Annotated in this window: 23 protein-coding genes; 12 read left to right on the plus strand and 11 right to left on the minus strand. The window is 59.7% G+C overall.

Features of this window, described 5'->3' with window-relative positions; genetic code table 11:
- Nucleotides 1–3 precede the first annotated feature (3 nt).
- The 10 genes from ACIONG_RS22590 (at nucleotide 4) to ACIONG_RS22635 (ending at nucleotide 8755) form a co-directional block, all read left to right on the plus strand.
- On the plus strand, nucleotides 4–2454 hold the full coding sequence (locus ACIONG_RS22590; RefSeq protein WP_401302801.1) for an alpha/beta hydrolase: 2451 nt from the start codon (nucleotides 4–6) through the stop codon (nucleotides 2452–2454).
- Nucleotides 2455–2492: 38 nt separating this feature from the next.
- A complete protein-coding gene (locus ACIONG_RS22595) occupies nucleotides 2493–3170 on the plus strand; it encodes a hypothetical protein (protein ID WP_401302803.1) in 678 nt (225 codons plus the stop codon).
- An 88-nt stretch (nucleotides 3171–3258) separates the two neighbouring features.
- The gene (locus ACIONG_RS22600) at nucleotides 3259–3708 is read left to right on the plus strand and encodes a hypothetical protein (RefSeq protein ID WP_401302830.1); all 450 of its coding nucleotides are present in this window, start codon (nucleotides 3259–3261) and stop codon (nucleotides 3706–3708) included.
- A 10-nt stretch (nucleotides 3709–3718) separates the two neighbouring features.
- On the plus strand, nucleotides 3719–4090 hold the full coding sequence (locus ACIONG_RS22605) for a hypothetical protein (RefSeq protein WP_401302805.1): 372 nt from the start codon (nucleotides 3719–3721) through the stop codon (nucleotides 4088–4090).
- Nucleotides 4091–4109: 19 nt separating this feature from the next.
- Nucleotides 4110–4658: a hypothetical protein gene (locus ACIONG_RS22610; protein WP_401302807.1), complete on the plus strand. Its 549-nt coding sequence runs from the start codon at nucleotides 4110–4112 to the stop codon at nucleotides 4656–4658.
- On the plus strand, nucleotides 4645–5499 hold the full coding sequence (locus ACIONG_RS22615; protein ID WP_401302809.1) for a type IV pilus biogenesis/stability protein PilW: 855 nt from the start codon (nucleotides 4645–4647) through the stop codon (nucleotides 5497–5499). Before ACIONG_RS22610 ends, ACIONG_RS22615 begins: the two co-directional genes overlap by 14 nt.
- A gap of 35 nt (nucleotides 5500–5534) precedes the next feature.
- Nucleotides 5535–6257, plus strand: coding sequence for a lysozyme inhibitor LprI family protein (locus tag ACIONG_RS22620; RefSeq protein ID WP_401302832.1), 723 nt, complete (start codon nucleotides 5535–5537; stop codon nucleotides 6255–6257).
- Nucleotides 6254–7258 (plus strand): hypothetical protein, encoded by a 1005-nt coding sequence (locus tag ACIONG_RS22625; protein WP_401302811.1) that lies wholly within the window; start codon nucleotides 6254–6256, stop codon nucleotides 7256–7258. Before ACIONG_RS22620 ends, ACIONG_RS22625 begins: the two co-directional genes overlap by 4 nt.
- 159 nt (nucleotides 7259–7417) lie before the next feature.
- On the plus strand, nucleotides 7418–8437 hold the full coding sequence (locus ACIONG_RS22630) for a hypothetical protein (RefSeq protein WP_401302813.1): 1020 nt from the start codon (nucleotides 7418–7420) through the stop codon (nucleotides 8435–8437).
- Nucleotides 8438–8593: 156 nt separating this feature from the next.
- On the plus strand, nucleotides 8594–8755 hold the full coding sequence (locus tag ACIONG_RS22635; RefSeq protein WP_194935780.1) for a hypothetical protein: 162 nt from the start codon (nucleotides 8594–8596) through the stop codon (nucleotides 8753–8755).
- Between the two features lie 115 nt (nucleotides 8756–8870).
- Here ACIONG_RS22635 and ACIONG_RS22640 read toward each other — a convergent pair whose 3' ends face one another.
- Entirely contained in the window at nucleotides 8871–9242 is a 372-nt protein-coding gene (locus tag ACIONG_RS22640; protein WP_401302815.1) for a DUF6124 family protein, read from the minus strand.
- A gap of 388 nt (nucleotides 9243–9630) precedes the next feature.
- Nucleotides 9631–10248, minus strand: coding sequence for a hypothetical protein (locus ACIONG_RS22645; RefSeq protein WP_401302817.1), 618 nt, complete (start codon nucleotides 10246–10248; stop codon nucleotides 9631–9633).
- Between the two features lie 232 nt (nucleotides 10249–10480).
- On the opposite strand from ACIONG_RS22645, the gene ACIONG_RS22650 reads away from it, so the two are divergent.
- The gene (locus ACIONG_RS22650) at nucleotides 10481–10864 is read left to right on the plus strand and encodes an SCP2 sterol-binding domain-containing protein (protein ID WP_213026973.1); all 384 of its coding nucleotides are present in this window, start codon (nucleotides 10481–10483) and stop codon (nucleotides 10862–10864) included.
- A 256-nt stretch (nucleotides 10865–11120) separates the two neighbouring features.
- On the opposite strand, the gene ACIONG_RS22655 is transcribed toward ACIONG_RS22650, so the two are convergent.
- From ACIONG_RS22655 to exbB, 6 genes are all read right to left on the minus strand, one after another.
- Nucleotides 11121–12521 (minus strand): aminoacyl-tRNA deacylase and HDOD domain-containing protein, encoded by a 1401-nt coding sequence (locus ACIONG_RS22655; RefSeq protein WP_103302610.1) that lies wholly within the window; start codon nucleotides 12519–12521, stop codon nucleotides 11121–11123.
- Between the two features lie 79 nt (nucleotides 12522–12600).
- A complete protein-coding gene (gene recG / locus ACIONG_RS22660; protein WP_103302609.1) occupies nucleotides 12601–14676 on the minus strand; it encodes an ATP-dependent DNA helicase RecG in 2076 nt (691 codons plus the stop codon).
- A gap of 9 nt (nucleotides 14677–14685) precedes the next feature.
- A complete protein-coding gene (locus ACIONG_RS22665; protein ID WP_103302608.1) occupies nucleotides 14686–15615 on the minus strand; it encodes a hydrogen peroxide-inducible genes activator in 930 nt (309 codons plus the stop codon).
- Between the two features lie 279 nt (nucleotides 15616–15894).
- A complete protein-coding gene (locus ACIONG_RS22670) occupies nucleotides 15895–16641 on the minus strand; it encodes an energy transducer TonB (protein ID WP_038359287.1) in 747 nt (248 codons plus the stop codon).
- Nucleotides 16638–17066 (minus strand): TonB system transport protein ExbD, encoded by a 429-nt coding sequence (gene exbD / locus ACIONG_RS22675; RefSeq protein ID WP_103302606.1) that lies wholly within the window; start codon nucleotides 17064–17066, stop codon nucleotides 16638–16640. Before exbD ends, ACIONG_RS22670 begins: the two co-directional genes overlap by 4 nt.
- 6 nt (nucleotides 17067–17072) lie before the next feature.
- Complete coding sequence (exbB, locus tag ACIONG_RS22680; protein ID WP_401302820.1) at nucleotides 17073–18032, minus strand: tonB-system energizer ExbB; 960 nt, start codon at nucleotides 18030–18032, stop codon at nucleotides 17073–17075.
- A gap of 188 nt (nucleotides 18033–18220) precedes the next feature.
- Here exbB and ACIONG_RS22685 point away from each other — a divergent pair, with 188 nt between their 5' ends.
- A complete protein-coding gene (locus ACIONG_RS22685; protein ID WP_401302822.1) occupies nucleotides 18221–19078 on the plus strand; it encodes an SDR family oxidoreductase in 858 nt (285 codons plus the stop codon).
- A 138-nt stretch (nucleotides 19079–19216) separates the two neighbouring features.
- Here ACIONG_RS22685 and ACIONG_RS22690 read toward each other — a convergent pair whose 3' ends face one another.
- From ACIONG_RS22690 to ACIONG_RS22700, 3 genes are all read right to left on the minus strand, one after another.
- Nucleotides 19217–19957, minus strand: coding sequence for a hypothetical protein (locus ACIONG_RS22690; protein ID WP_401302824.1), 741 nt, complete (start codon nucleotides 19955–19957; stop codon nucleotides 19217–19219).
- Nucleotides 19958–20026: 69 nt separating this feature from the next.
- Entirely contained in the window at nucleotides 20027–20407 is a 381-nt protein-coding gene (locus ACIONG_RS22695; protein ID WP_401302826.1) for a RidA family protein, read from the minus strand.
- Nucleotides 20408–20431: 24 nt separating this feature from the next.
- On the minus strand, nucleotides 20432–20691 hold a 260-nt coding region (locus ACIONG_RS22700; protein WP_401302828.1), incomplete at its 5' end, for an ACT domain-containing protein.

Here is a 20691-nt window from a genome sequence, read left to right on the forward strand (position 1 = left end):
TCCATGTGCAAGCCCTTGATGTACCTGCTGGCTGGCAACGGCAGCGCCGCCGATTGGTGGGACGACGCGCTGCCGCACTTTCAGCGTTACGAAGTGGTGCCGCTGGAATTGCCCGGTTTCGGTGCCAACCCGCAGCCACCCTGCGAGGATCTCGCGGATTACGCGCAAACCTTGCTGACGATGACGCAAAAGGGCAGCGCGATCATGGCGGTCGGGGTTAATGCGTTGCTGGTGCTGCATGCGCTGCAACGTCGGCCGGGGCATTTTTCGCGCAGTGTTCTGTTGGCGCCGGTAGGGGCGTTTTTGTGGCAGCGGCGGTTGCCGGCGCTGATGTCGCCGCTGCCGATTCGCAAGACCATTCACTGGCTGCTGTCGAACAAACCGACGCTGTTCGCACGCAAGTTTTCCAATCAGACCTGGACGTCCGCGCAGTACCAGCGCATGGGCGCCGGTTATGCGCGTTGCCGGGCATTTGTGCCGCATTGGGACCTAGTCCGCGCTGACACCGCGCTGCCGTTGCTGGAGTGGATCACCGATCCGGTCGAACTGGTTTGGGGCGATCAGGACAACGTGCTCGGCTTCGAGCAAGCGGCGGCGTGGTCAGCGATTCTGGCTCGCGCCGGTCTGACCATCAGCCTCAAACCCGGCTGGGGTCATTACCCGTGGATCGATTCGCCGGCCGAATTTGCCGCGTGGCTGGAGTCCGGCGAGCGCGGATTTGTTGCGCACACCAAGGGCGGTCGGTTGCGCCTCGCTGAACTGGCCCGGCAACCGGTGCCGGCGGCGCTGACCCTCAACGATTGCGATGATCCGCGTCTGTCTGCGTTTCTCGCCGCGCAACCCGACGTGACCTGGGCGGTGCGCTCCTCCAGTTATGGCGAAGATCAGGCCGACTCGGCGAATGCCGGCCTGAGCACCACTTATCTGCGCGTGCCGCGCGCCAACGTGCCGACGCGCATCGCCGAACTGACCGCCGCAGGCGTCGAGGAAGTGGTGGTGCAGCGCTTTATCACGCCGGTGGTCTCCGGGATCGCGTTTGTCCGGCATCTGTCGGTGGAACTTGAGTGGGTTGAAGGCCATCTGGAGTCGTTGGCCGATGGTCATGTCAGCCCTTCGCGGGCCGTCTTGTCGCGGGTCGGCGAGGCGTGGCGCAGCGGTGCATTTACCGCCACGCACGGTTTGACCGAAGCGCTGCTCTGGCAGTTTCTGCAAGACGTGTTGCGCGTTTTTCACTACGTTCCCGGCGACGTCGAATGGGCCTGGGACGGTGCGCAACTGTGGCTGCTGCAATACCGGCCGATCAGCGACTACGGCTGGCGTCGGCACCTGACTGCCGCCAACATCGCCGAGATCCTGCCACCGCAACCGAGCGTTTTTGTCGAATACGCCCAGCGCCGGGCCGCGGCGAGTATCCCGGCGATCATGGCGCGTTGGGATGCGCGGGTGTTGCAGGACAACGAGCCGTTCACCGCAGTGTTCGGCGGCGCGTCCTACATCAACAATGATCTGTTTCTCGCCCGACTCGCCGACTGGGGCATCAGCGCCAGCAACTACGCCGGTGAAGTCGGCGGCGCGACCCCGCATTTGCCGTGGCAGCCGCTGAAAATACTGCGCTCGTTGCCGCTGTTCCTGCGCATGCAGCGCATCGCTCGCGGGCATCTGCCGAGCCTTGAGCGCGGCTTGCAGCGCTTTGATCAAGAGCTGGCCGAACTCGTCGCCGAAGGGGCCGATGGCCAGCAACTGGCTGACTGGTTCACCCGGTTTTACGTGTTCGTCGTGCAAGGCAATCTGTGCATCGCCACGGCGCTGGCCAGCAGTGGCGGCGATTGGCTCGGGCGCCCGCCGACCGCTTACGACAACCTTGAAAACAGCCCGCATCGATTGCCTTGGGAGACCGATCCCGGCACCCCTCGGCCGGCGTCGAGCGAACTGCCGCTCCAGCCATTTCCGCAATGGTCAGGGCTGATCCGCCTCGCGCATTCCACCGGCCTGCCGGGCCTGCGCGGTTATTACCTGCAAGTGCGCGAGTGGTACCGCGACAACCTGATGCGCATCTTCTTCCGCCTGCATCACGCAATGCCGCTGGCGGATCGCGAGCATTGGTTCGCACCGCATCCGGACATCCGCAGTCGTGACGGCAGCTTCTGGCAGGACGGCTGTGAAGGCGCCGAGCAGGCCACCGGGTTCATGATTTATCCGGGGCAGGTGCAGGGCATTCTGGGCGAGGACATTTTGCTCGAAGACACCCTCGATCCGGGGCGTCATGCGCATTATCAAACGGCGCGGGCGGTGATTGCGCGGATGGGCGGGCGCTTGTCCCACGGTTCGACGTTGTTGCGGGAATTGCGCAAGCCGTCGGCGGTGATGCCGCAGGTTGATCCGGCGTGGGTGGGCTGTGAGGTGTTGTATCGGGATGGTGAGCTGCAATTGATCAATGCGAAGGATGCGCAGTGAAGCCTCGATATTTCCATGGATTACTGGCGTGTTTGTTCATGCTTGCTCAAATGGGCCATGCCGCTGAGACCGTGATGGTCGGCAATACGACAGGCCAGTCGCGGGTCGCTCAGGGGCCGGCGGACGTTGGCGTCGATATGGGGGCGTGCCGGTTTTCCATGCCGCTCTTGCAAGACCAATGGCTGCAATTCAACGCCCCCGATCTGATATTCATCGCCTCCCAACAACGGCCCGATCCCTCCAGCGCACCGCACTTGTGGCAAGTGCCGACATCCAGCGGTTATGAATGGAATTTTGAAACGTCGGCCAATCGGACTCAGCCATGGTTCGGGATGATGTGTGAAAACCTCGGCAGCTTTTCCTCCCTGACGACGCAGCCGCCAGCGGATGACACGATCGAACTGCAACTGCTGCGCGAGGCCAATGACCGCAAGTGCCCGGCGACCTTGACCGAAAACGGCTGGCGGCCAACAGCGCTGGCGGGTGATCCGCAAACCTATGCGTTTGAGTCACTGGAGGGGGCGAAGTCGTCGGGGTTCATCATCGGCTACCACCCACCGCATCAGCCCCAATTCAGCCGTATCGCCTTCTGCCTGATACAAGGTGAGCAGGTGCTGATCGGCGCTGCCGAATCAGGCTCGGCCACGCCGTTGTCAATTAACGCCGCAGGCTTCGAACAGATCAAGACAGCGGTGCGCAGCATTGCCTTCGAATGAACATCCCGACGATACGTCGCACAGATGGAGTTACAGCGTGAAAGGATTTCTGGTTCTACTCGGCAGCTTGCTACTGGCGATCTCATCCATGGCCTTCGCCGCCGACCCGGATTTCAAGGATTACACCGTCACCCCGGTCTTCACCGGCACTCACCCTGCGCTGGTGCCGCAGGAAAACAGCAGCTCGGTGATGGAGCAGGCACGCGCCCAGGCGCTGAAAGGCAAGGTCAACTTCGCCGGCCATTACATCGTGCACCAGTTTGGTTGTGGCGGCGGTGCCATCTGCGCCGAAGTGCTTGATGCGCGCACCGGAGAAGTCGTCGGCGGACTGCCGAATGCCTACGACGGCAGCACGTTCGCCATGCTCTACCATCCCGACAGCCGCTTGATCTTCATCACCGGGGTTGCCCTCGATGGTGAAGTAGACGCTCAGGGCAACTCGCTGGAGAGCGTTAACCGCTACCGTTACTACGAATTTGTGAACAACGAATTCCGCCTGCTGACGATGACCGACGTGGAATCGCCGCCGCTTGAATAAGGATGATGGAATGAACCGTTTTTTCATTCGGAGCGTGCTGAGCGCGCTACTGCTTTTGCCTTTCGCCCTGCCGGCGAGTGCCAGTGAAGGCAGTTGCTACGGCTATCTCACTGAACTGGTCAGGAGCAGCGATTTCCCGTTTCAGTATGTCGGCAAGGACAAGATCAATCTGCTGATTGATGAGGACGACGGAGAAATGGTGCGCGCCCAATTGTTCTTCGACACCAACGGCACCGGGACCATTGGCTGGGTCAAATACACCCCGGCGACGCGCGTGTTGCTCAACACCTCGGCGGAACTCGACGAGCCGGTGGCGTTGTCCTTCGACGCCAGGTTCGCCGATGGCTACGCAAAATGCCTGACGGAAAAACAGGCCGGTTAACGGCGACAGGGAATTCTCGATGAATCAGTTTTATCTCGCGGGCAGCCTGGGGTTGCTGCTTTCTGCGCCCGCGTTTGCAGCGCCGGCGGATGCCTATACGCAGCGCGACGTGATGCAGTGCGGCGGGGTTGAAGTGGTGTTGGTGTCGTCCTGCCGATCGGTGACGGTGGATGATGCAGAAACCCACCTCATCCCGGTCTGCTCAGACCAAGCGATCAACATCGGCGGCAAGGTGCTGCGGCGTGATGTCGGCAAGGTTTCGCAACTCACTTCCGACGGTGCGAAGACGAAGATGTTGAACAACGTGGTGGTGGCAATGGATTGCGTGACAGGCAGCAAGGGCAGCCTTGTTTCAATCGGAGGCTACGGCGGTTGCGGTGCCTGCCCGGAGTGGCACGGCTATTACTCGACAGCCGGGCGACTGGAGCAATACAGCTTCGATAACACCCGGCGTTCGTTTGGCTCGAAGGGGTCATGGGAGGAGCTGATTGAGGCGTATGGGGTTAGCAAAAGACAGCTGCAATCGCCAAGCCCGGCGGTGAAAAGGATTGAATATGGTCAGCCTTAAGTGGGTGTTGCTTGGCAGTCTGTTTGCAACCGCCGCCTGCGCTTTTGCCGAAGACGAAGATCCGCCAATTGTCGGTATCGGCGGGCACACGGTTACGTTTCGAGCTACAAAGTGGACGATGCCCGGCGTTGAGTCGGCGACCGCATGGTTCACCGCCAACGGCAAAACTTTCCCGCTCTTCAGCGCCGACGTTGGCGCCGATGCACACACCGATTGGCTCAGCCCTGACAAGAAAACCTTGTTGCTCGACCCGGTGATGTTCGGCATGTTGTCGCTCGAAAACGGTGAAGAAAAACTGGAGTCGCAACAGCATTGCGATGTGATTTCGATGGAGACCGGCTGCGTGCTGGCTGAGCGTTCTCCTCGTTTTTGTCTCGGCAAATGGGTCGGTAATCAGTGGTTTTCGGAGGATGGCGAAGTCCTCACGCCCACTCTGGAAACGCAGTCCCCCAAGGACTGGTTGAAATATATCTCGACGATCAAAGCTGCACAGTCCCGGGCTGACTCCATCGAAGGCAGCCTGGACTTTTTAAGTCCCGAATCCTACATGGCATGCCATCCCCCGGAGCAAAACGTTCAAACCTACAACGACCTGGGTTTTTACCTCGCCGAGGGCGGTAAAGATGAACTGGCGCTGAAGTTTTATCGCGGTGTTGAGGCGGTCGGCAAACGCACAGTGTTGATGCTGAACATGGCCGATTCACTGTGGCGACTTGATCGAAAAGACGAAGCGCAGCGCTATTACCGCGAGTACGGCGAATCGATGGCAGCCGCTGGCAAGACACAAAAAATTCCGCAACGCGTCGTTGAGCGAACAGCACATCAGGGATTGAAAAATTGAACAGGATTGTCCGCTTTATCGCGTTGCCCATCGGAATGCTGTGCGCGTCAATTGCGCACGCTGAGGACGATTGCAAAGTCATTAGCGTGAGCTGGCAAGTTGACCTATGCGTGAAAGCCGACCGCGAGAAAGCCGATGCAAAGCTCAACGCCAGCTACAAAAAGCTGATGGCAAGGTTTGAGTCTCAGCAAAAACGCGATCCCGAACAGGGCAAGGCATTCATGGCCATCGCCAGAGAGTCACAGCGAGCATGGATCAAGTTGCGCGATACCACGTGCCCGCTGGAAGCCACGGATATAGACCCTGATGCGGTAATGCATTCCACATTAATCAATAGCTGCATCGCCAGAATGAGCCTGGAACGTGCGGTGTATCTGGACGGGATCGTGGCGGACGGTCCGGGTGATGTGGTTGATATGAACAAGGTCTCCAGATCCGGCGCGAAGCGTTACCAAGACGTAGTGGCACGCTATCTCTATTCGTTCGACAACCCATGCCTGACGGTACAGATTCTCGCGCCTGACGGTGGTTGGCGAGTATTGTCATCTGCGCGGCTCTGCAGTTTTGACGGAAAGTCATTCCAGTCCGGTTACGCCGATGCTGGATTTGAGAAGCCTGTATTTGCAGATGACGGTCTGCACCTGACGTTAAGCACTACGGAGCTTCGCGCACCCGGAGAGAAGCGTCGCGCCTGTGTGATTCCGATCAAGAACGAGCAAATCAAAGAGCTGAAATGTGGCGCACCTGAGTCGACATGAAGATTAACCACGGAAGGAAAACAAAATTGGGCAGGCTTCCAGGTTTTGTTTGTGCACTTGGGCTTACGGCTGGTGTGTCGACTCAACTGGCACTGGCGAGCGATCCGCAGACCATCGGTGAGTTACATCCGCCGGTGGTGGCGTCGTGGGGCGATCAAAAGATCACGGTGTTCTTTCTGAAGAACAACCTGAAGCAGCAGGCGACGGAGGTTCATGTTCCTGCCGCCGAAATCTTCTACTCAGCTATGAACGCGACCAAACCGACGCTGAATTATGTGTGGAAGGTGGAGGGCGATCAGATTGCGTCGGTGTTTTTTCATGAGCGCAAATCCCCGGGGCGGGCAGGGAAGTCCATGTACGTGCTGACGGAAACGCAGGTGTCGAATCGAAGTTTCGAGGGCGCGTCCTACTCGGTTCTGGAACTGCCACTCATCAAGGACGGCAATCAGTTGTCTTTGAATTATTTCCGTGGGGATCCACCGGAACCTGAGTTTCAGAACTGTCGCGACGGGCTGGATCTGGAGGAAAGTCAGAAAGTGGTGTGCGCTTACAAAGACGCGGCAAGTGTGAAAAAGCGCTTGTCTGTACTTGATGGGCAGGCTGTTGAACAGCCTCAACCGAAGCCGGTCACTGTCAGTGCTAACGCAACTGCCATGGCGTGTCCTTCGCCCGACTTCTCAACCTTCCTCGCAGCCTTTTCCGAACACGCGGATGTGCAAAAAGCCTTTGTCCAGCAACCGCTGCAGATGGTCACGACGGTAGCGGGCGATCCCGAGCCGGAGCTGCAAAAGAGCAGCCTCAGCGGTGATCAGCTGAAGTTCCCAATCATGCCCGATCGCATCAAGCGCGACGCCCAAGGGCTGACGCTGACCGTCAAAGAGCAGCAGGACAACCAGGCCACGGCGATTCTGCAGAAGCCGGATACCGACTATGTCTTCGAGTATCGGTTTGAGCGTGGGCAGTGTTGGCAGTTGAAAGAAGTGATGGATTACTCGCTTTAAAACGCAGGACACAGGGTTTAAAGGCGAAAGGCCTTCTGTTCGATCAGACCCGTAAATCATGAGCAGGAAGGCAAGTTGAAAAGATTAGGGTTGGTCGCGTTATTGCTGTGTTCTTTCTCTGTGGCAGCGGGGCCGATGTTTCCGTCGCCCAAGTCATGCATGGATGCCGACAGCGACTGTGCGCTGGCGCTGAAAGACGATTTCTTGGTGGACGCCAAGTCTGGGCAACGTCTCTCCGAAAGGCCGGTATCGGCGGGAGCGATGAGTGTTTTCTGGCTGTATCGAGATGGCGAGCGTTACATCCTGGAGGAAGAAAACTCCTCACAGGCGAAGTCGCGCCGCTGGCTGGTGTTCACCTACGACAGCGGCAAAGTGATGCTCGACGGCGCTTATGTTTTCTCGATAGACATTGATATGAACACCGGGCCTTACTGGCATGGCTACGATTGCCGAGGTGATGCCAAGCCGTTCATCGTGCCAACGAAAGATTCGTTCAATGAAGTCGCTTTGGAGGAGTTGTGCGGGGAGGCCGAAGGCTGGGTCGTCTCGGGCCGGGATGCTGAAGTGCCGGTGTCTGCCAAGGGACTGGTCGTCAGTGTTCCCGTTTATCACGCCCGCAACCGTGACGGTTCAGCGACGTACCTGTTTACTGAAAGCGATGTTCCGGATCTTTCCAAGTTGGTGTGTTTGTCCAATTGTGCCGATGTCGCTCAAACACCAGAACGCGTTTCGCAAGAGACAGCGCCATTGAAGGGTGAGCAGGAGGGTACGTTGTGTTCGGACGACGAAGACATTTATTTCAGTTGCCCGTTGCAGGGCGGCAAGACGGTTTCCATTTGTGCGCAAGGAAACAGCAAGCCCACGGCCGGTTCTGTTCAGTACCGTTTTGGCGTGCCGGGAAAAATAGAAATGGTCTATCCGAAGACTGCCTCGCCGCCCAAGGGCAAGTTCTTCGTCGTGGATGCGTCGGAAGGCAGCGTGAACCTGAACATCATCAAGTTCAAAAGCGGTGCTTATACCTACCTCGTTAACCAGGCGTTTGTGAGTTATCTCTCAGTGCTCAAGGACGACAAGGTTGTGTTCCGACAGTCTTGTAATGCTGGTGGTGATGCGTACATCCACCGCGCAGCGATTTTCGGGTTGGAGGCACGTCCAAAAAGTGCAGAGGACTTTCGCTAGTCGTTGTTGAGGAGGAAAGAGGAGTTAACGTCAAGTTTGATCCGGTCCGATAATGAGTGTCAGGGTATTTCTGTTGATGTTCAAAAGCTTTCAAACGCCGCTACTCTCTCGACCTTGAAAATTGGCAGTGGTCGTCCAAGAGTCCGAGAGGTTTCCATGAAAAAGTCCAAACATGAACCAAAGCCTATGATGGCTGCCCGGTTCCAGGCTGAAGCTCGTGAAGTTTTGGCCAAGCGCTCTGGTAAGCGCAGCCGCTTTCTGGATGTTGCTCTGTCCAACGGCAGTGATTTCGAGCCTGTCGGTCGACTGGCCGGTTGAAGGTTTCGGATTCTCAAAAAAGCTGCCCTGATTGGCAGCTTTTTTGTATATGGATTTTTTGCAGACAGTTGCAGAAAGGGGACCTGACGTCCCCTTTTTTCATCCGCAAATTCCGTTACTGCTTGGCCTTCACACTCCGCACTTCAATGTGATCAAGCATCCCTTCGACCATCAATCGCACCCCATCCGCAATTCTGCTCAGGGCCAGCGCGACCGAGCGGCGGGAGCCGTGGAGGTCGTCTGCCAGATCGCAGGCGATGACGCTGATGGACAGGAGGTCTTCGGAGGCGTTGGCCATGAGGGCTTCGGCGTCGGTGCCGGGGGAGAGGTTGAAGAGGCCGGTCTCGCGTTTGGGGCGGGGTTCGACGGCGGGTTTGAAATGGTGATCGAGGGCGCGCTCGGCGGCTTCGTGGAATTTCTTTGATTCCAGAGTTTCGTAGGGCGAAACGTCTGGGTTTTCTGGGGGATTGGGTGTTGGTTTGATCATTCGGTCTTACTCCAGTTAAAGAAGCCGACACCGTTTCGCTCGCACTTCGAAAGTGGTGGCAGCTGTGCATAGGTGTGCAAGACCGGTGGAGTAACCCGGCAGACCCGAAGGTCTCCCATACACAGCAGCCATAACGATCCGCGAGCATAGGAAAACGCTCGGCGAATTGCCATAACCAATGTGTACTCCCGCCGGACTTGCACGTCCGTATCGCCGATTTTGAGGCGACACACAGAGCCTATCCACATCGCCCCAGCTCGCCTAGTTCATGGACAGCCCGGCGCTTTGCAGGAAATTTCCCATAGATTTGCAGGGCGGAAGATCAAAAGATCGCAGCCTTCGGCTGCTCCTACAGGGATGTGTTTCTTCAGGTGTAGGACCGAGGTTATTAGCCGACCTTAAATATATAGATATCCCGGATGCCCCAACCCCAGTAGCAATCGCGTAGCTTCTGCCTTACTTCTTGTGCGACCACGGCGTTGGTGGCACCAGCCTGCCAGCTATACCGACCCTCGTTAACATCAAGAAATTGATAGATCCCAGCTCCAGTGCGCACCATGGCGACAGTGTGCCCCCAGTTCTGTGCGGCGGCGGGTTGGTTGGCATCGGAGCCAAACATAACGATGACCGCGCCGGTGCCTGCAGCTAATGCAAGGTGAGGGGCCATTTGAATGAGGCTATGAACGTGATGGACTTGAAACGGCCGTCCTTGGCGTCGCGCCGGGTCTTCGATAAATCTTTGGGTGGGGGATTCGGCAATCTGCAGATACTGGGCATATTGGGCACCACCCCAATTGCCTCTGAGTGCATATTCCCATCTGAGGGCATAGGCCCTTTGGTGAGACACTCCACGAAAATACGCAGTCTCGATATCCCAAGGTTGATTTTGCAGTGTGGAAAGAACCCACTCAGTCGACATGGCATGACAGACGCCACCCAGGCTTTGAAGATCTATGACATTGGTGTCGAGCCACGTTCCTTGATCAAGCGGAATGTCCAAGTTCATCGAATCTTCCTTTTTCGATTGGTTGGAAAACTGGGGGGGATGACCCAAACGGCACGATTGTGGGTATAGCACACAAAGCCAGCGTATGTAGTTGCCAGGCGAGATGGCGTGACTTGGCAGTCATCATGCGAGAAAAGCGCGACATCGTCTTCTAACCATCAGGGATAGTGGCGAATCTTTCCGAATCCCTTACACTGCCCCGGCCGTTCATTTTCCTTTTGAGGCTGTGCGCATGAAATTTCGTTTTCTTCTGTGGATGCTGGGTCTGTTGATGGGTAAGGCCAGCCGGACAAATCCTGCGTTCCAGCAGCAGTTGGGTGACAAGGAACTGGTGTTCCAGCTACAGACACTGGATGGGAAAGTGGCGCGGCATTTCCTGGTGAAGAATCAGCGCATCACCAGCAAGTCTGGCGTGGTGGCGGAGCCGGCGTTTGCGATTGCCTTTAAAGATGCCGCTTATGGCTTTGCCACGATGCAGGCGAAGAACAAGCAACTGGCGTTTATGCAGGGGATTCAGGACAAGTCGATCCAGATCAAGGGCAACCCGGCGCTGGTGATGTGGTTTCAGGGGTTGATGAAGTACTTGAAGCCGAGGAAGGCCAAGCCTAAGGCTTGATATCGGGGCTTGAGTAGAAGGGTTGTTGTGGTGAGGGGATTTATCCCCGATGGGCTGCGAAGCGGCCCCAAAACCTGATGCCTTGGATACACCTGATTGGCTGGTTTAGCGACTGCTGCGCAGTCGAGCGGGAGCAAGCTCCCTCGCCACAGGGGTTCAGTACATCCAGGAAACCGAGCTGGATTCATCGCGGGCAAGCCCGCTCCCACAGGGATCGTGTTGATCTTGTGGGAGTGGGGCTTGCCCGTGATGCGTTTCAGGCCTGGCTGAACTGCGAAGCCAGTTCGCGCAGCAGGACTTCGGCTTCAAGCACTTTGCTGACGACGTCGTTGGCTTTGTCGCGGGTCAGGCCGACGCGTTCGAGCAGGGCGTCGGGGATGTCTTCATCCGGGCCGGAGCCGATGCCACGGCTGCGCAGCAGGCGTACGGCCAGGCAGACGAGATTCGGATATTCAGCGTAGGCGCCGTCGTAGCTTGGGTCGTGCTGGAAGCGCAGGGCGGTGGCCAGTTCGTCGGGCATGTCCCAGTAGCGCATCAGCCACGAGCCGATCTGTTCACGGCTGATACCGAGCAGGTGTTGCTCGATGTAGCTGTGGCACAGGTGCGGGTTGACCTCCAGGTGGCGGCAGATCAGCGAGAAGTGTGGCGGAAAGACGTGGGCCAGCAGCAGGTAACCGAAGTTGTGCAGCAGACCGGCGAGGTAGGTCAGGCCGGCCTCCGGACGCTGGGCGCGTGGCATGGCGCGGGTCAGGCCTTCGATGACGGCGGCGGTGTAGATCGACTGCTGCCAGTACGGCGTGGTGTGTTGCGGGTGGTCTTTGGGCAGGCTCAGGGTCTTGCCGAGGGCCAGGCCCAGCGCCAGGTTGATCACCAGATCGAAGCCGAGCACGCGAACGATCGCGTCTTCCACCGAACGAATCTTGCCCGGCGAGGCGTAATACGGCGATGCGGCCCAGCTCACCACTTGTGCAGCCAGCGCCGGATCGGTTTCGACCACGCCGGTGATGTCGTCGATGGTGGCGTTGGGGTCGACGCGCAGCTTGATGATTTTTTGCGCGGTTTCGGCCAGCGGTGGAATCTCGATGGTCGCTTCCAGACGCTGTTGAATCCGGCGCGCGGTAAACGCCTGCACGGCCTGGGTGATTTCCTCGCGGTCATCGTCCGGGCGGTCGAGGTTGGGGCGGATGCTGCTCAGAGCTTCGCCGAAGTTGGCGGCGCTGGCCTTGGTCAGCATGGTCTTGAAGTCTTCGCTGGCGATTTCCAGCAGCAGGCCCGGCTCGCCGGAGTTGATCAGCAACTTCGGTTCGCGCAGCAGGCTTTCTTCATAGAGGCACGGCGAACTGGTCAGCGCCGGCAGGCCCGGCAGCAGGCTCAGGCTGTGTTTGCCGAGCATCTTTTCCAGGCGCTCGGTCGAGACGGCGGTCAGGCGACGGCCCGTCAGTTCAGCGAGGCGATTGAGATCCAGCAACTGGCTCTGTGGAAACAGCACCATCAGGGCGCCAACGGCGTCGTCCAGCAACACGGCTTGCACTTTGCGCGAGGCATTGAGGCCGTGGTGCTCGAGCACTTCTTCGTAGGCGACGCCCAGCTTGTTGAGCAGCAGCCGAATGACAGACGGAGCGTGCGGAGATTCGGGGGCGAGAGCAGCTTCGGTCATGGTCTGTATCCGTTTTTGAAACAATGGCAGGAGTATAACCAGCTCTGTCGGAAGGATCTTTCAGAAACTGCGACGGTGCTCACACTTGGCCGTATTGCTGCCCGTGGCGCAGCCAACGGTCGAGCAATGGGCTGACGTGGGTCGGCCAGCGCTCCAGCAAGGCCTGCGCAGCATCGCGCACGGCGGGCAGCAGGTCGGCGTCGCGCATCAGGTCGGCGACCTTGAATTGCAGCAGGCCGGTCTGGCGGGTGCCGAGCATTTCGCCGGGGCCGCGCAGTTCGAGGTCTTTTTCGGCGATGACGAAACCGTCGTTGGTCTCGCGCATGATGCCCAGACGTTGACGACCGATCTGCGACAGCGGCGGATGGTAGAGCAGCACGCAATGGCTGACCGCACTGCCCCGGCCAACGCGGCCGCGCAATTGGTGCAACTGCGCGAGGCCAAGGCGTTCAGGGTTTTCGATGATCATCAGGCTGGCGTTGGGCACATCGACGCCGACTTCGATCACCGTGGTGGCGACCAGCAGTTGCAGGTTGCCGGCCTTGAATTCGGCCATCACCGCAGCTTTCTCGGCGGGCTTCATGCGCCCGTGAATCAACCCGACTTTCAACTCGCCGAGGGCGAGGGTGAGGTCTTCAAACGTGGTTTCGGCAGCCTGACAGGTTAGCTCTTCCGACTCTTCGATCAGCGTGCACACCCAATAGGCCTGACGGCCCTCGGCGCAGGCACTGCGCACGCGTTCGATGACTTCGACGCGGCGGGTGTCGGTGACCAGCACAGTGTTGACCGGGGTTCGACCGGGCGGCAGTTCGTCGAGGATCGAGGTGTCGAGGTCGGCGTAGGCGCTCATCGCCAAGGTCCGTGGAATCGGTGTGGCGGTCATGATCAGTTGATGCGGACACATGCGCCCGCCGACACCTTTCTGCCGCAGCGCCAGGCGTTGCTGGACGCCGAAGCGGTGTTGTTCGTCGATGATCACCAGTGCGAGATTTTTGAACTGTACTTCGTTCTGGAACAGCGCGTGAGTGCCGACCACCATCGGCGTGCCGCTGGCGATCTGCTCCAGCGCGGCGACGCGGTTCTTGCCCTTGAGCTTGCCGGCCAGCCACGCGACATCTATGCCCAGCGGTTCGAGCCAGCGCTTGAAGGTGATGAAGTGTTGTTCGGCGAGAATCTCGGTCGGCGCCATCAGCGCAACTTGGTAACCCGCCTCCAGCGCTTGCAGCGCGGCGAGGGCGGCGACCACGGTTTTACCCGCGCCGACGTCGCCCTGAATCAGGCGCAGCATTGGTTCGTGCTGACTGAGGTCGTAGGCGATTTCGTTGCCGACACGCTGTTGCGCGCCGGTCGGATTGAAACCGAGGTTGGCCAGATACTTGGGCGGCAGTTTTGTCGCTTTCGGCATGGCCGGCGCGCGCAGTGAACGCATGCTCTCGCGCAGGCGCTGCTGCGACAGTTGATGCGTCAGCAGCTCTTCGAAGGCGAGGCGATGTTGCGCCCAGTGATGACCGAGGGCGAGTTCGTCGACATCGGCATCGGCGGGCGGGTTGTGCAGGTAGCGGATCGCATCGGCCAGCGGCGCCAGTTGATAGTCGCGGGCAAGCTCGGTCGGCAGCCAGTCGGGCAGGGTGGCAGGCTTGAGCATCGTCAGGGTCTGCATGCACAACTGGCGCAGCCGCGCCTGGGTCAGGCCTTCGGTGAGCGGGTAAACCGGGGTCAGGGTTTCATCCACCGGCGGCGGTTCGTCGCCAGTGATGGCGCGGTATTCCGGGTGGTAGATTTCCAGTCCCGACGCACCGGGACGGGCTTCGCCGTAGCAGCGAATCCGCGTGCCGCGCTTGAGGCCTTCTTTTTGCGCGTTGCTGAAGTGGTAGAAGCGCAGGCTGAGGCCGCCGGTGCCATCCTGCAAACGCACGACGAGGCTGCGCCGGCGGCCCATGACCACGTCGGCGCCGCTGACGGTGCCTTCGACCACGGCGTCCTGCCCTGGCCGCAATGCGCCGATCGGCACCACGCGGGTGCGATCCTGATAACGCAGCGGCAGGTGGAACAGCACGTCCTGGAGATTCTCCAGGCCGACCTTGGCCAATTTCTCGGCCATGGCTTCGCCGACACCCTTGAGTGCCGTCACCGACACTTGCGACAACTCAGTCATGACGCTGGCTTAACCGGCCGTAACCGGTGCCGCTGGCTTGGCCACCGAGCACAGGCGAACGGAATCGGCGAGGATCTCGATGGCTTTCGGCCGCGGGAAGCTTGCGCGCCAGGCAATGGCCACGGTGCGGAACGGCACCGGCGGCGACAGCGGCCGCACTTCGATCACGCCCGGGGCGTAGTGATGGCTGTCCACCGCCGACAACGGCAGGATCGAGATGCCCAGGCCGGAAGCGACCATGTGGCGAATGGTTTCCAGCGAGCTGGATTCGACCGTGGTGTGTTTGGCGCCGTCGTTGCCCTTGGTCAGGGTCGGGCAGGCTTCCAGCACTTGATCGCGGAAACAGTGGCCTTCGCCGAGCAGCAACAGACTCTTGTCGTTGAGCAGGCCGGCGTCGATGGTTTCTTTTTGCGTCCACGGGTGCTGGGCCGGCATCAGGACGTAGAACGGTTCGTCGTAGAGCGGCAGGGTCAGCACGTCGGCTTCGTTGAACGGCAGCGCGATGATGATCGCGTCGAGCTCGCCGTTGCGCAGTTTGTCGCGCAGCACGTGGGTGAAGTTTTCTTCGATGTACAACGGCATCTGCGGGGCGACCCGGTGCAGTTGCGGAATCAGGTGCGGGAACAGGTATGGGCCGACGGTGTAGATGGCGCCGACTTTCAGCGGGGCGGTCAACTGGTTCTTGCCGGCCTGGGCCAGTTCACGAATGCCTTGGGCCTGCTCCAGCACTTTCTGCGCCTGGGCAACAATGCCTTCGCCGACCGGGGTCAGGCGCACGGCGCTTTTGCTGCGCTCGAAGATCAGCACACCGAGTTCGTCTTCAAGCTTTTTCACGCCCACGGAGAGGGTCGGTTGGCTGACGTGGCACTTCTCGGCCGCGTGACCGAAGTGCTGCTCTTGGGCGAGGGTAACGATGTAGCGCAATTCTGTGAGAGTCATAGCAAGCGTCCATGAAGATGCGGGCCAAGCATACCGGCTGCAATCGATAGACGCACGTTATCAGACTGAGGGAGGCGTGCGACACCGGGCAATGTGTGATTGCCGCGGGCAGATAAGCAAAAGGCACCTTTCGGTGCCTTTTTGGCGGGTTTCTTACGGCTGACGAAGAACCCTTGTAGGAGTGAGCCTGCTCGCGATAGCGGTGTGTCAGGCGATAAATGACTGACTGACACGGCCCCATCGCGAGCAGGCTCACTCCTACAGGTACTGCGGTGTTACTTAGCGGCGACGTTCCAGCGAGTAAACAAACGGCGCAACAATTTCAATCGAGCCATTGTTCAGCATGTCGGCCGGTGGCTTGGGCAGCGGTTGTGCGCGGCGGATCATTTCCAGGGTGGCCCGGTCCAGATCGGCGTTGCCGGAGCGGCCCACCAGTTCGAACGACAACACATTACCTTCGGCATCGACCACAAAACGCAGACGGTTCAAGCCTTCCTTACCCCGTGCCTGAGCGCTGGCCGGGTACTTTTTGTACTTGGCCAGATGCGCGAGCAGGGTGCCTTGCCAACTGGCCTTGGCGGCCATTTGTGCAGGCGACGGGCCTGGCGCAGGCTGGGCGGATTTCTCCGTCGGTGCCTGAGTCGGTTGCGTGTCGGCCGGTTTTTCCTCGGAAGGTTTTTCTTTCGGCGGATCGGGGAGCTTCTTCTCGACCGGCTTCGGCGGTTTAGGCTTTGGCTTCGGTTTAGGCTTCTGCACCGCGATTTCGGCTTTTGGCGCTTCGGCCAGTTTCGGGATCGGCAACTCTTCGACCGGAGCCGGTGGCTGCGGCGGTGTGACGACTTTCGGCGGTGCAGGCGGTGGCGGGGCCGGAACCGGGGCCAGCTCGACCATCATTGCCTGCGGCGGCAATTCGATGGGCGGGCGGGCGGTCCAGTTCAGCGCCAGCGCGATGGCCAGCGCATGAACGCCCAGCACCACGGCCAGGCTACCGCTGTAACGCGTCAGCTTATGGCGCGTCGTGATCATTTTTTGACCGCGCTCTCGAGTCCGACCAGACCAACCTTCAGGTAACCGGCGGAGCGCAGGTTATCCATCACGCTCATCAGGTCGCCGTAATCCACGCCTTTGTCGGCCTGGAAGAAGATCGTCGTGTCTTTCTTGCCTTTGGTGCGGGCGTCGAGGGTGGCGCCCAGTGTTTCGGGCTTCACTTCGTCTTCACCGAGGAACAGGCGCTGGTCAGCCTTGACGCTGAGGAATACCGGTTTCTCTGGCCGCGGCGCCGGTTTGGCGGTCGAGGCAGGCAGGTCGACTTTGATATCGACGGTGGCCAATGGAGCGGCCACCATGAAGATGATCAACAACACCAGCATCACGTCGATGAACGGCGTGACGTTGATTTCGTGGTTCTCGGCCAGATCGTCGTCTGCGCCTTCTTTCAAATGCAGGCCCATGGCCGATTACCCCACTTTGACCATGTGCGGCTGCGAGCTGCGCTCAGGCTGGTGGTCGAGGTCGCGGCTGACCAGCAGCAGAACTTCTGCCGAGGCATCGGACACCTGCGCCTTGTAACCGGCGATGGAGCGGGCGAAGACGTTGTAGATCACCACCGCAGGAATGGCCGCAACCAGACCCAATGCAGTGGCCAACAGCGCTTCAGCGATACCGGGCGCTACGACGGCGAGGTTGGTGGTCTGGGTTTTGGCGATGCCGATGAAGGAATTCATGATGCCCCACACGGTACCGAACAGACCCACGAACGGCGCGGTGGAACCGATGGTGGCGAGAACGCCAGTGCCGCTGCTCATGTTGCGACCGCAGGCTGCAACCAGACGCTCAAGACGGAAGCTGACGCGTTCCTTGATGCCTTCTTTCTCGCGGCTGTTGACCGACAGGCGCATTTCTTCGAGCGCGTCGTGCACCAGCAGGTTGGCGAGGGTGCCTTCCTTGCCCGCCGTGGCGCTGGCTTCCTTAAGGGTGGTGGCTTTCTTCAGAGCGGCGATTTCACTACGCAGACGACGCTTGGCGCCCATCAGCTCGAAGCCTTTGGCGATCCAGATGGTCCAGGTGATGATCGACGCGATGGCCAGACCGATCATCACGATTTTCACGATGATGTCGGCGTTCTGGTACATGCCCCATGGCGACAGGTCGTGGGCCATGCCCAGCGTGTTGTCGGCTTCGAGCACTTCAGGAACGTCGGCAGCGTCTACTGCTTGCACCGGATCGGTGGCGGTCGGAGCAGCGGCTGGCGCGTCAGTAGCAGGTGCATGCTGTTCGGTCGCGACCGGGGCGGCTGGTGCCTGGGCGTCGGCGAAAGCAGCGGTTGGTGCCAGCATCAGGCTGAGCAGCAAAGCCGCCATTGCGCTCCAGGCGCGAGGTCGATTGGTTGGCGAAGCGGGAATTTGATTGCGTGTCATGCTGGCCGGACCTGAGATAGAAAAACGTTGATGCTCTTCCAGGCCTCGTAAGGCCGAGAACAAAAGTGGCGTGCATTATTGCAAGTAATTCTTGTTAACAAAAGTAATAGAGTATCTTTTTTTCCTTCATTGCTAGCCGCCCGTCCTTTGCCAGCGCTAGTCTGTATCTTTCCGATAGGAGTTTTTTGATGTCCGCGCCTTCTGTTTTGATTGCCGGTTGTGGTGATGTCGGCAGTCGTCTGGCCAAGCAATTGCTGGCGGCTGGCTGGGAAGTTCATGGCTTGCGCCGGGATGTTTCGAAGCTGCCCGACGGTGTGATCGGCGTTGCCGGCGACCTGTTCAACGAAGACTGTCCGGCGACCTGGCCGGTGGGTGCCGTGGACTATCTGGTGTATTGCGCGGCAGCCACCGATCACGACGAGGCTGGTTATCGCGCCGCTTACCTGCAGGGTTTGCAGAATGTCCTGAGCTGGCTCGACGACTATGGTCAGGTGCCGGAGCGGCTGATCTTTGTGTCCAGCAGCAGCGTTTATGGACAGCAGGATGGGGAGTGGGTGGATGAACACTCAGAGACCGTTGCCGCCGGTTATTCCGGGCGCTTGATGCTGGAGGCTGAGCAGGTGGCGCTCAATAGCGGCATTCCGGCGAGCATTCTGCGTCTGACTGGCATCTATGGCCCGGGCCGCGAATGGTTGTTGACTCAAGTGCGTCGCGGTTATCGCGTGGCGGTGGAGCCGCCGCTGTATGGCAATCGGATTCATGCTGACGATGCGGCCGGTTTGCTGGCATTCCTGTTGGAGAAGGCTCGGCAGGGCGTGAAGCTGGAGGATTTCTACATCGGCGTCGACGATGCACCGGCGCCGTTGGCCGAAGTGGTGGGCTGGCTGCGCGAGTATCTGGGCGTTACCGAATGGGCGGAAGATGCCAGCGTTCGGCGCACCGGCAGCAAGCGTTGCAGCAACGCCCGGGCGAAAGCGTTGGGCTGGACGCCGACTTACCCAAGCTACCGCGAAGGTTATGCCGCAATTCTTGAAGGTAAGTGCTGACTCCCGCACACCACAAACCAGTGTGGGAGCGGGCTTGCCCGCGATGGCGGCATGGCAGTCAACACAAGTGTTGAGTCTGATGGCCTCATCGCGGGCAAGCCCGCTCCCACAGGGTTATGTGTTGTTCTCAGCGTGTGCTTACTGCTTTTCGAGCAACCACTTGCGTTCGCCCGGCGTGTACTGCGGCATTTCATCAGTCAATGCAGTGTTCACCGCCTGGAAGATCTCCAGTTCCTTGCCCTTGCGCGCAAAGATGTAGGCGTTGCCCTGACCATTGAGCTGCAGCCACATATTGTCATTGGTGCTGCTCATCGATGCGCAGTCACCCGCCAGGCACAGGGCATAGCGATCGGCACCCGGCAAACCGGAGACCTGGCCATCGGCCTGGAACTGCACGGTGTTGCCTTCACCCTGGCCGCTGGCGATTTTCCAGCTGCCGCCCATGTAAGCGGAATACAGCGCGCGTTCGAAACTGGCGCCGATCGGTGCGCCTTCCGGCACCGGGATCTGGGCGCGGTCGAAGACCTGTTCCGGTTCGTTGTCGCTGGCGGCTTGCTGCAGTTGCCCGCCATCACGTTTCAGCTCGCTGGCGGAGCTGCCATAGAAGTCGACTTTCCAGGCGCCGGATTTCTCACCCAGCAGCCGTCCTTCGACGTTCTCGAAACCGTTGGTGTAGCGGGCCTGGCTGGCCTTGGTGTTGATATCCCATTCCAGATTCGGGCCGTAGGCCTGAAGCGCTTCGCGCAGGGAGCCGCCCTTGGTGGCAGCATCGATCGCCACCTGGTTGATCCAGGTGCCGCTGATGTCACGGTCGGCAGGGTTGCTGGCGCAGCCGCCGAGGAAAATGGCGAGCAGCGGGAGAGCTAGCGCTTTGCGCATGGTGGAATCCTTTCAAAACCTTGTCTTGCTGAGCAGTCGGCGCGGCGTTTGAAGGCCGCGCCGTGCGCATCACTCGATGACCAGAATGGCATCCATTTCAACCTGCGAACCCTTTGGCAAGGCAGCTACGCCGATGGCGGCGCGGGCCGGGTATGGCTGGTCGAAGTACTTGCCCATGATCTCGTTGACCGTGGCGAAGTGGCTCAGGTCGGTGAGGAAGATGTTCAGTTTGACGATGTCCTTGAACGAACCACCGGCAGCTTCGGCCACGGCTTTGAGGTTCTCGAACACCTGGACGGTCTGGGCTTCGAAGCCTTCAACCAGTTCCATGGTTTTTGGGTCCAGAGGAATCTGGCCCGACATGTAGACGGTGTTACCAGCCTTGATCGCCTGGGAGTAAGTACCGATGGCGGCCGGGGCCTTGTCGCTGGTGATAACAGTCTTGGTCATGTATGACTCCTTGTTAGGTGTGAGTTATGCACGCATGCGGGTAATGCGGATTACCCCGGTCAGGGCGCGCAGTTTCTTGATCACGCGGGCCAGGTGCACACGGTCGTGGACGCTGACCACCAACTGGACAACGCTGATGCGACCATCGCGTTCGTCCATGCTGATTTTCTCGATATTGCCGTCGGCCGCGTTGACGCTGCTGGCCAGCAGAGCGATCAGGCCGCGCTGGTGTTGCCGGGGGCGCCGCCCCGCGGGCGGGGGATAGGCGGGGTAAGCCGTTGGCC

It is taken from the genome of Pseudomonas sp. NPDC087817, from assembly GCF_044742875.1.
Lineage (GTDB): Bacteria > Pseudomonadota > Gammaproteobacteria > Pseudomonadales > Pseudomonadaceae > Aquipseudomonas.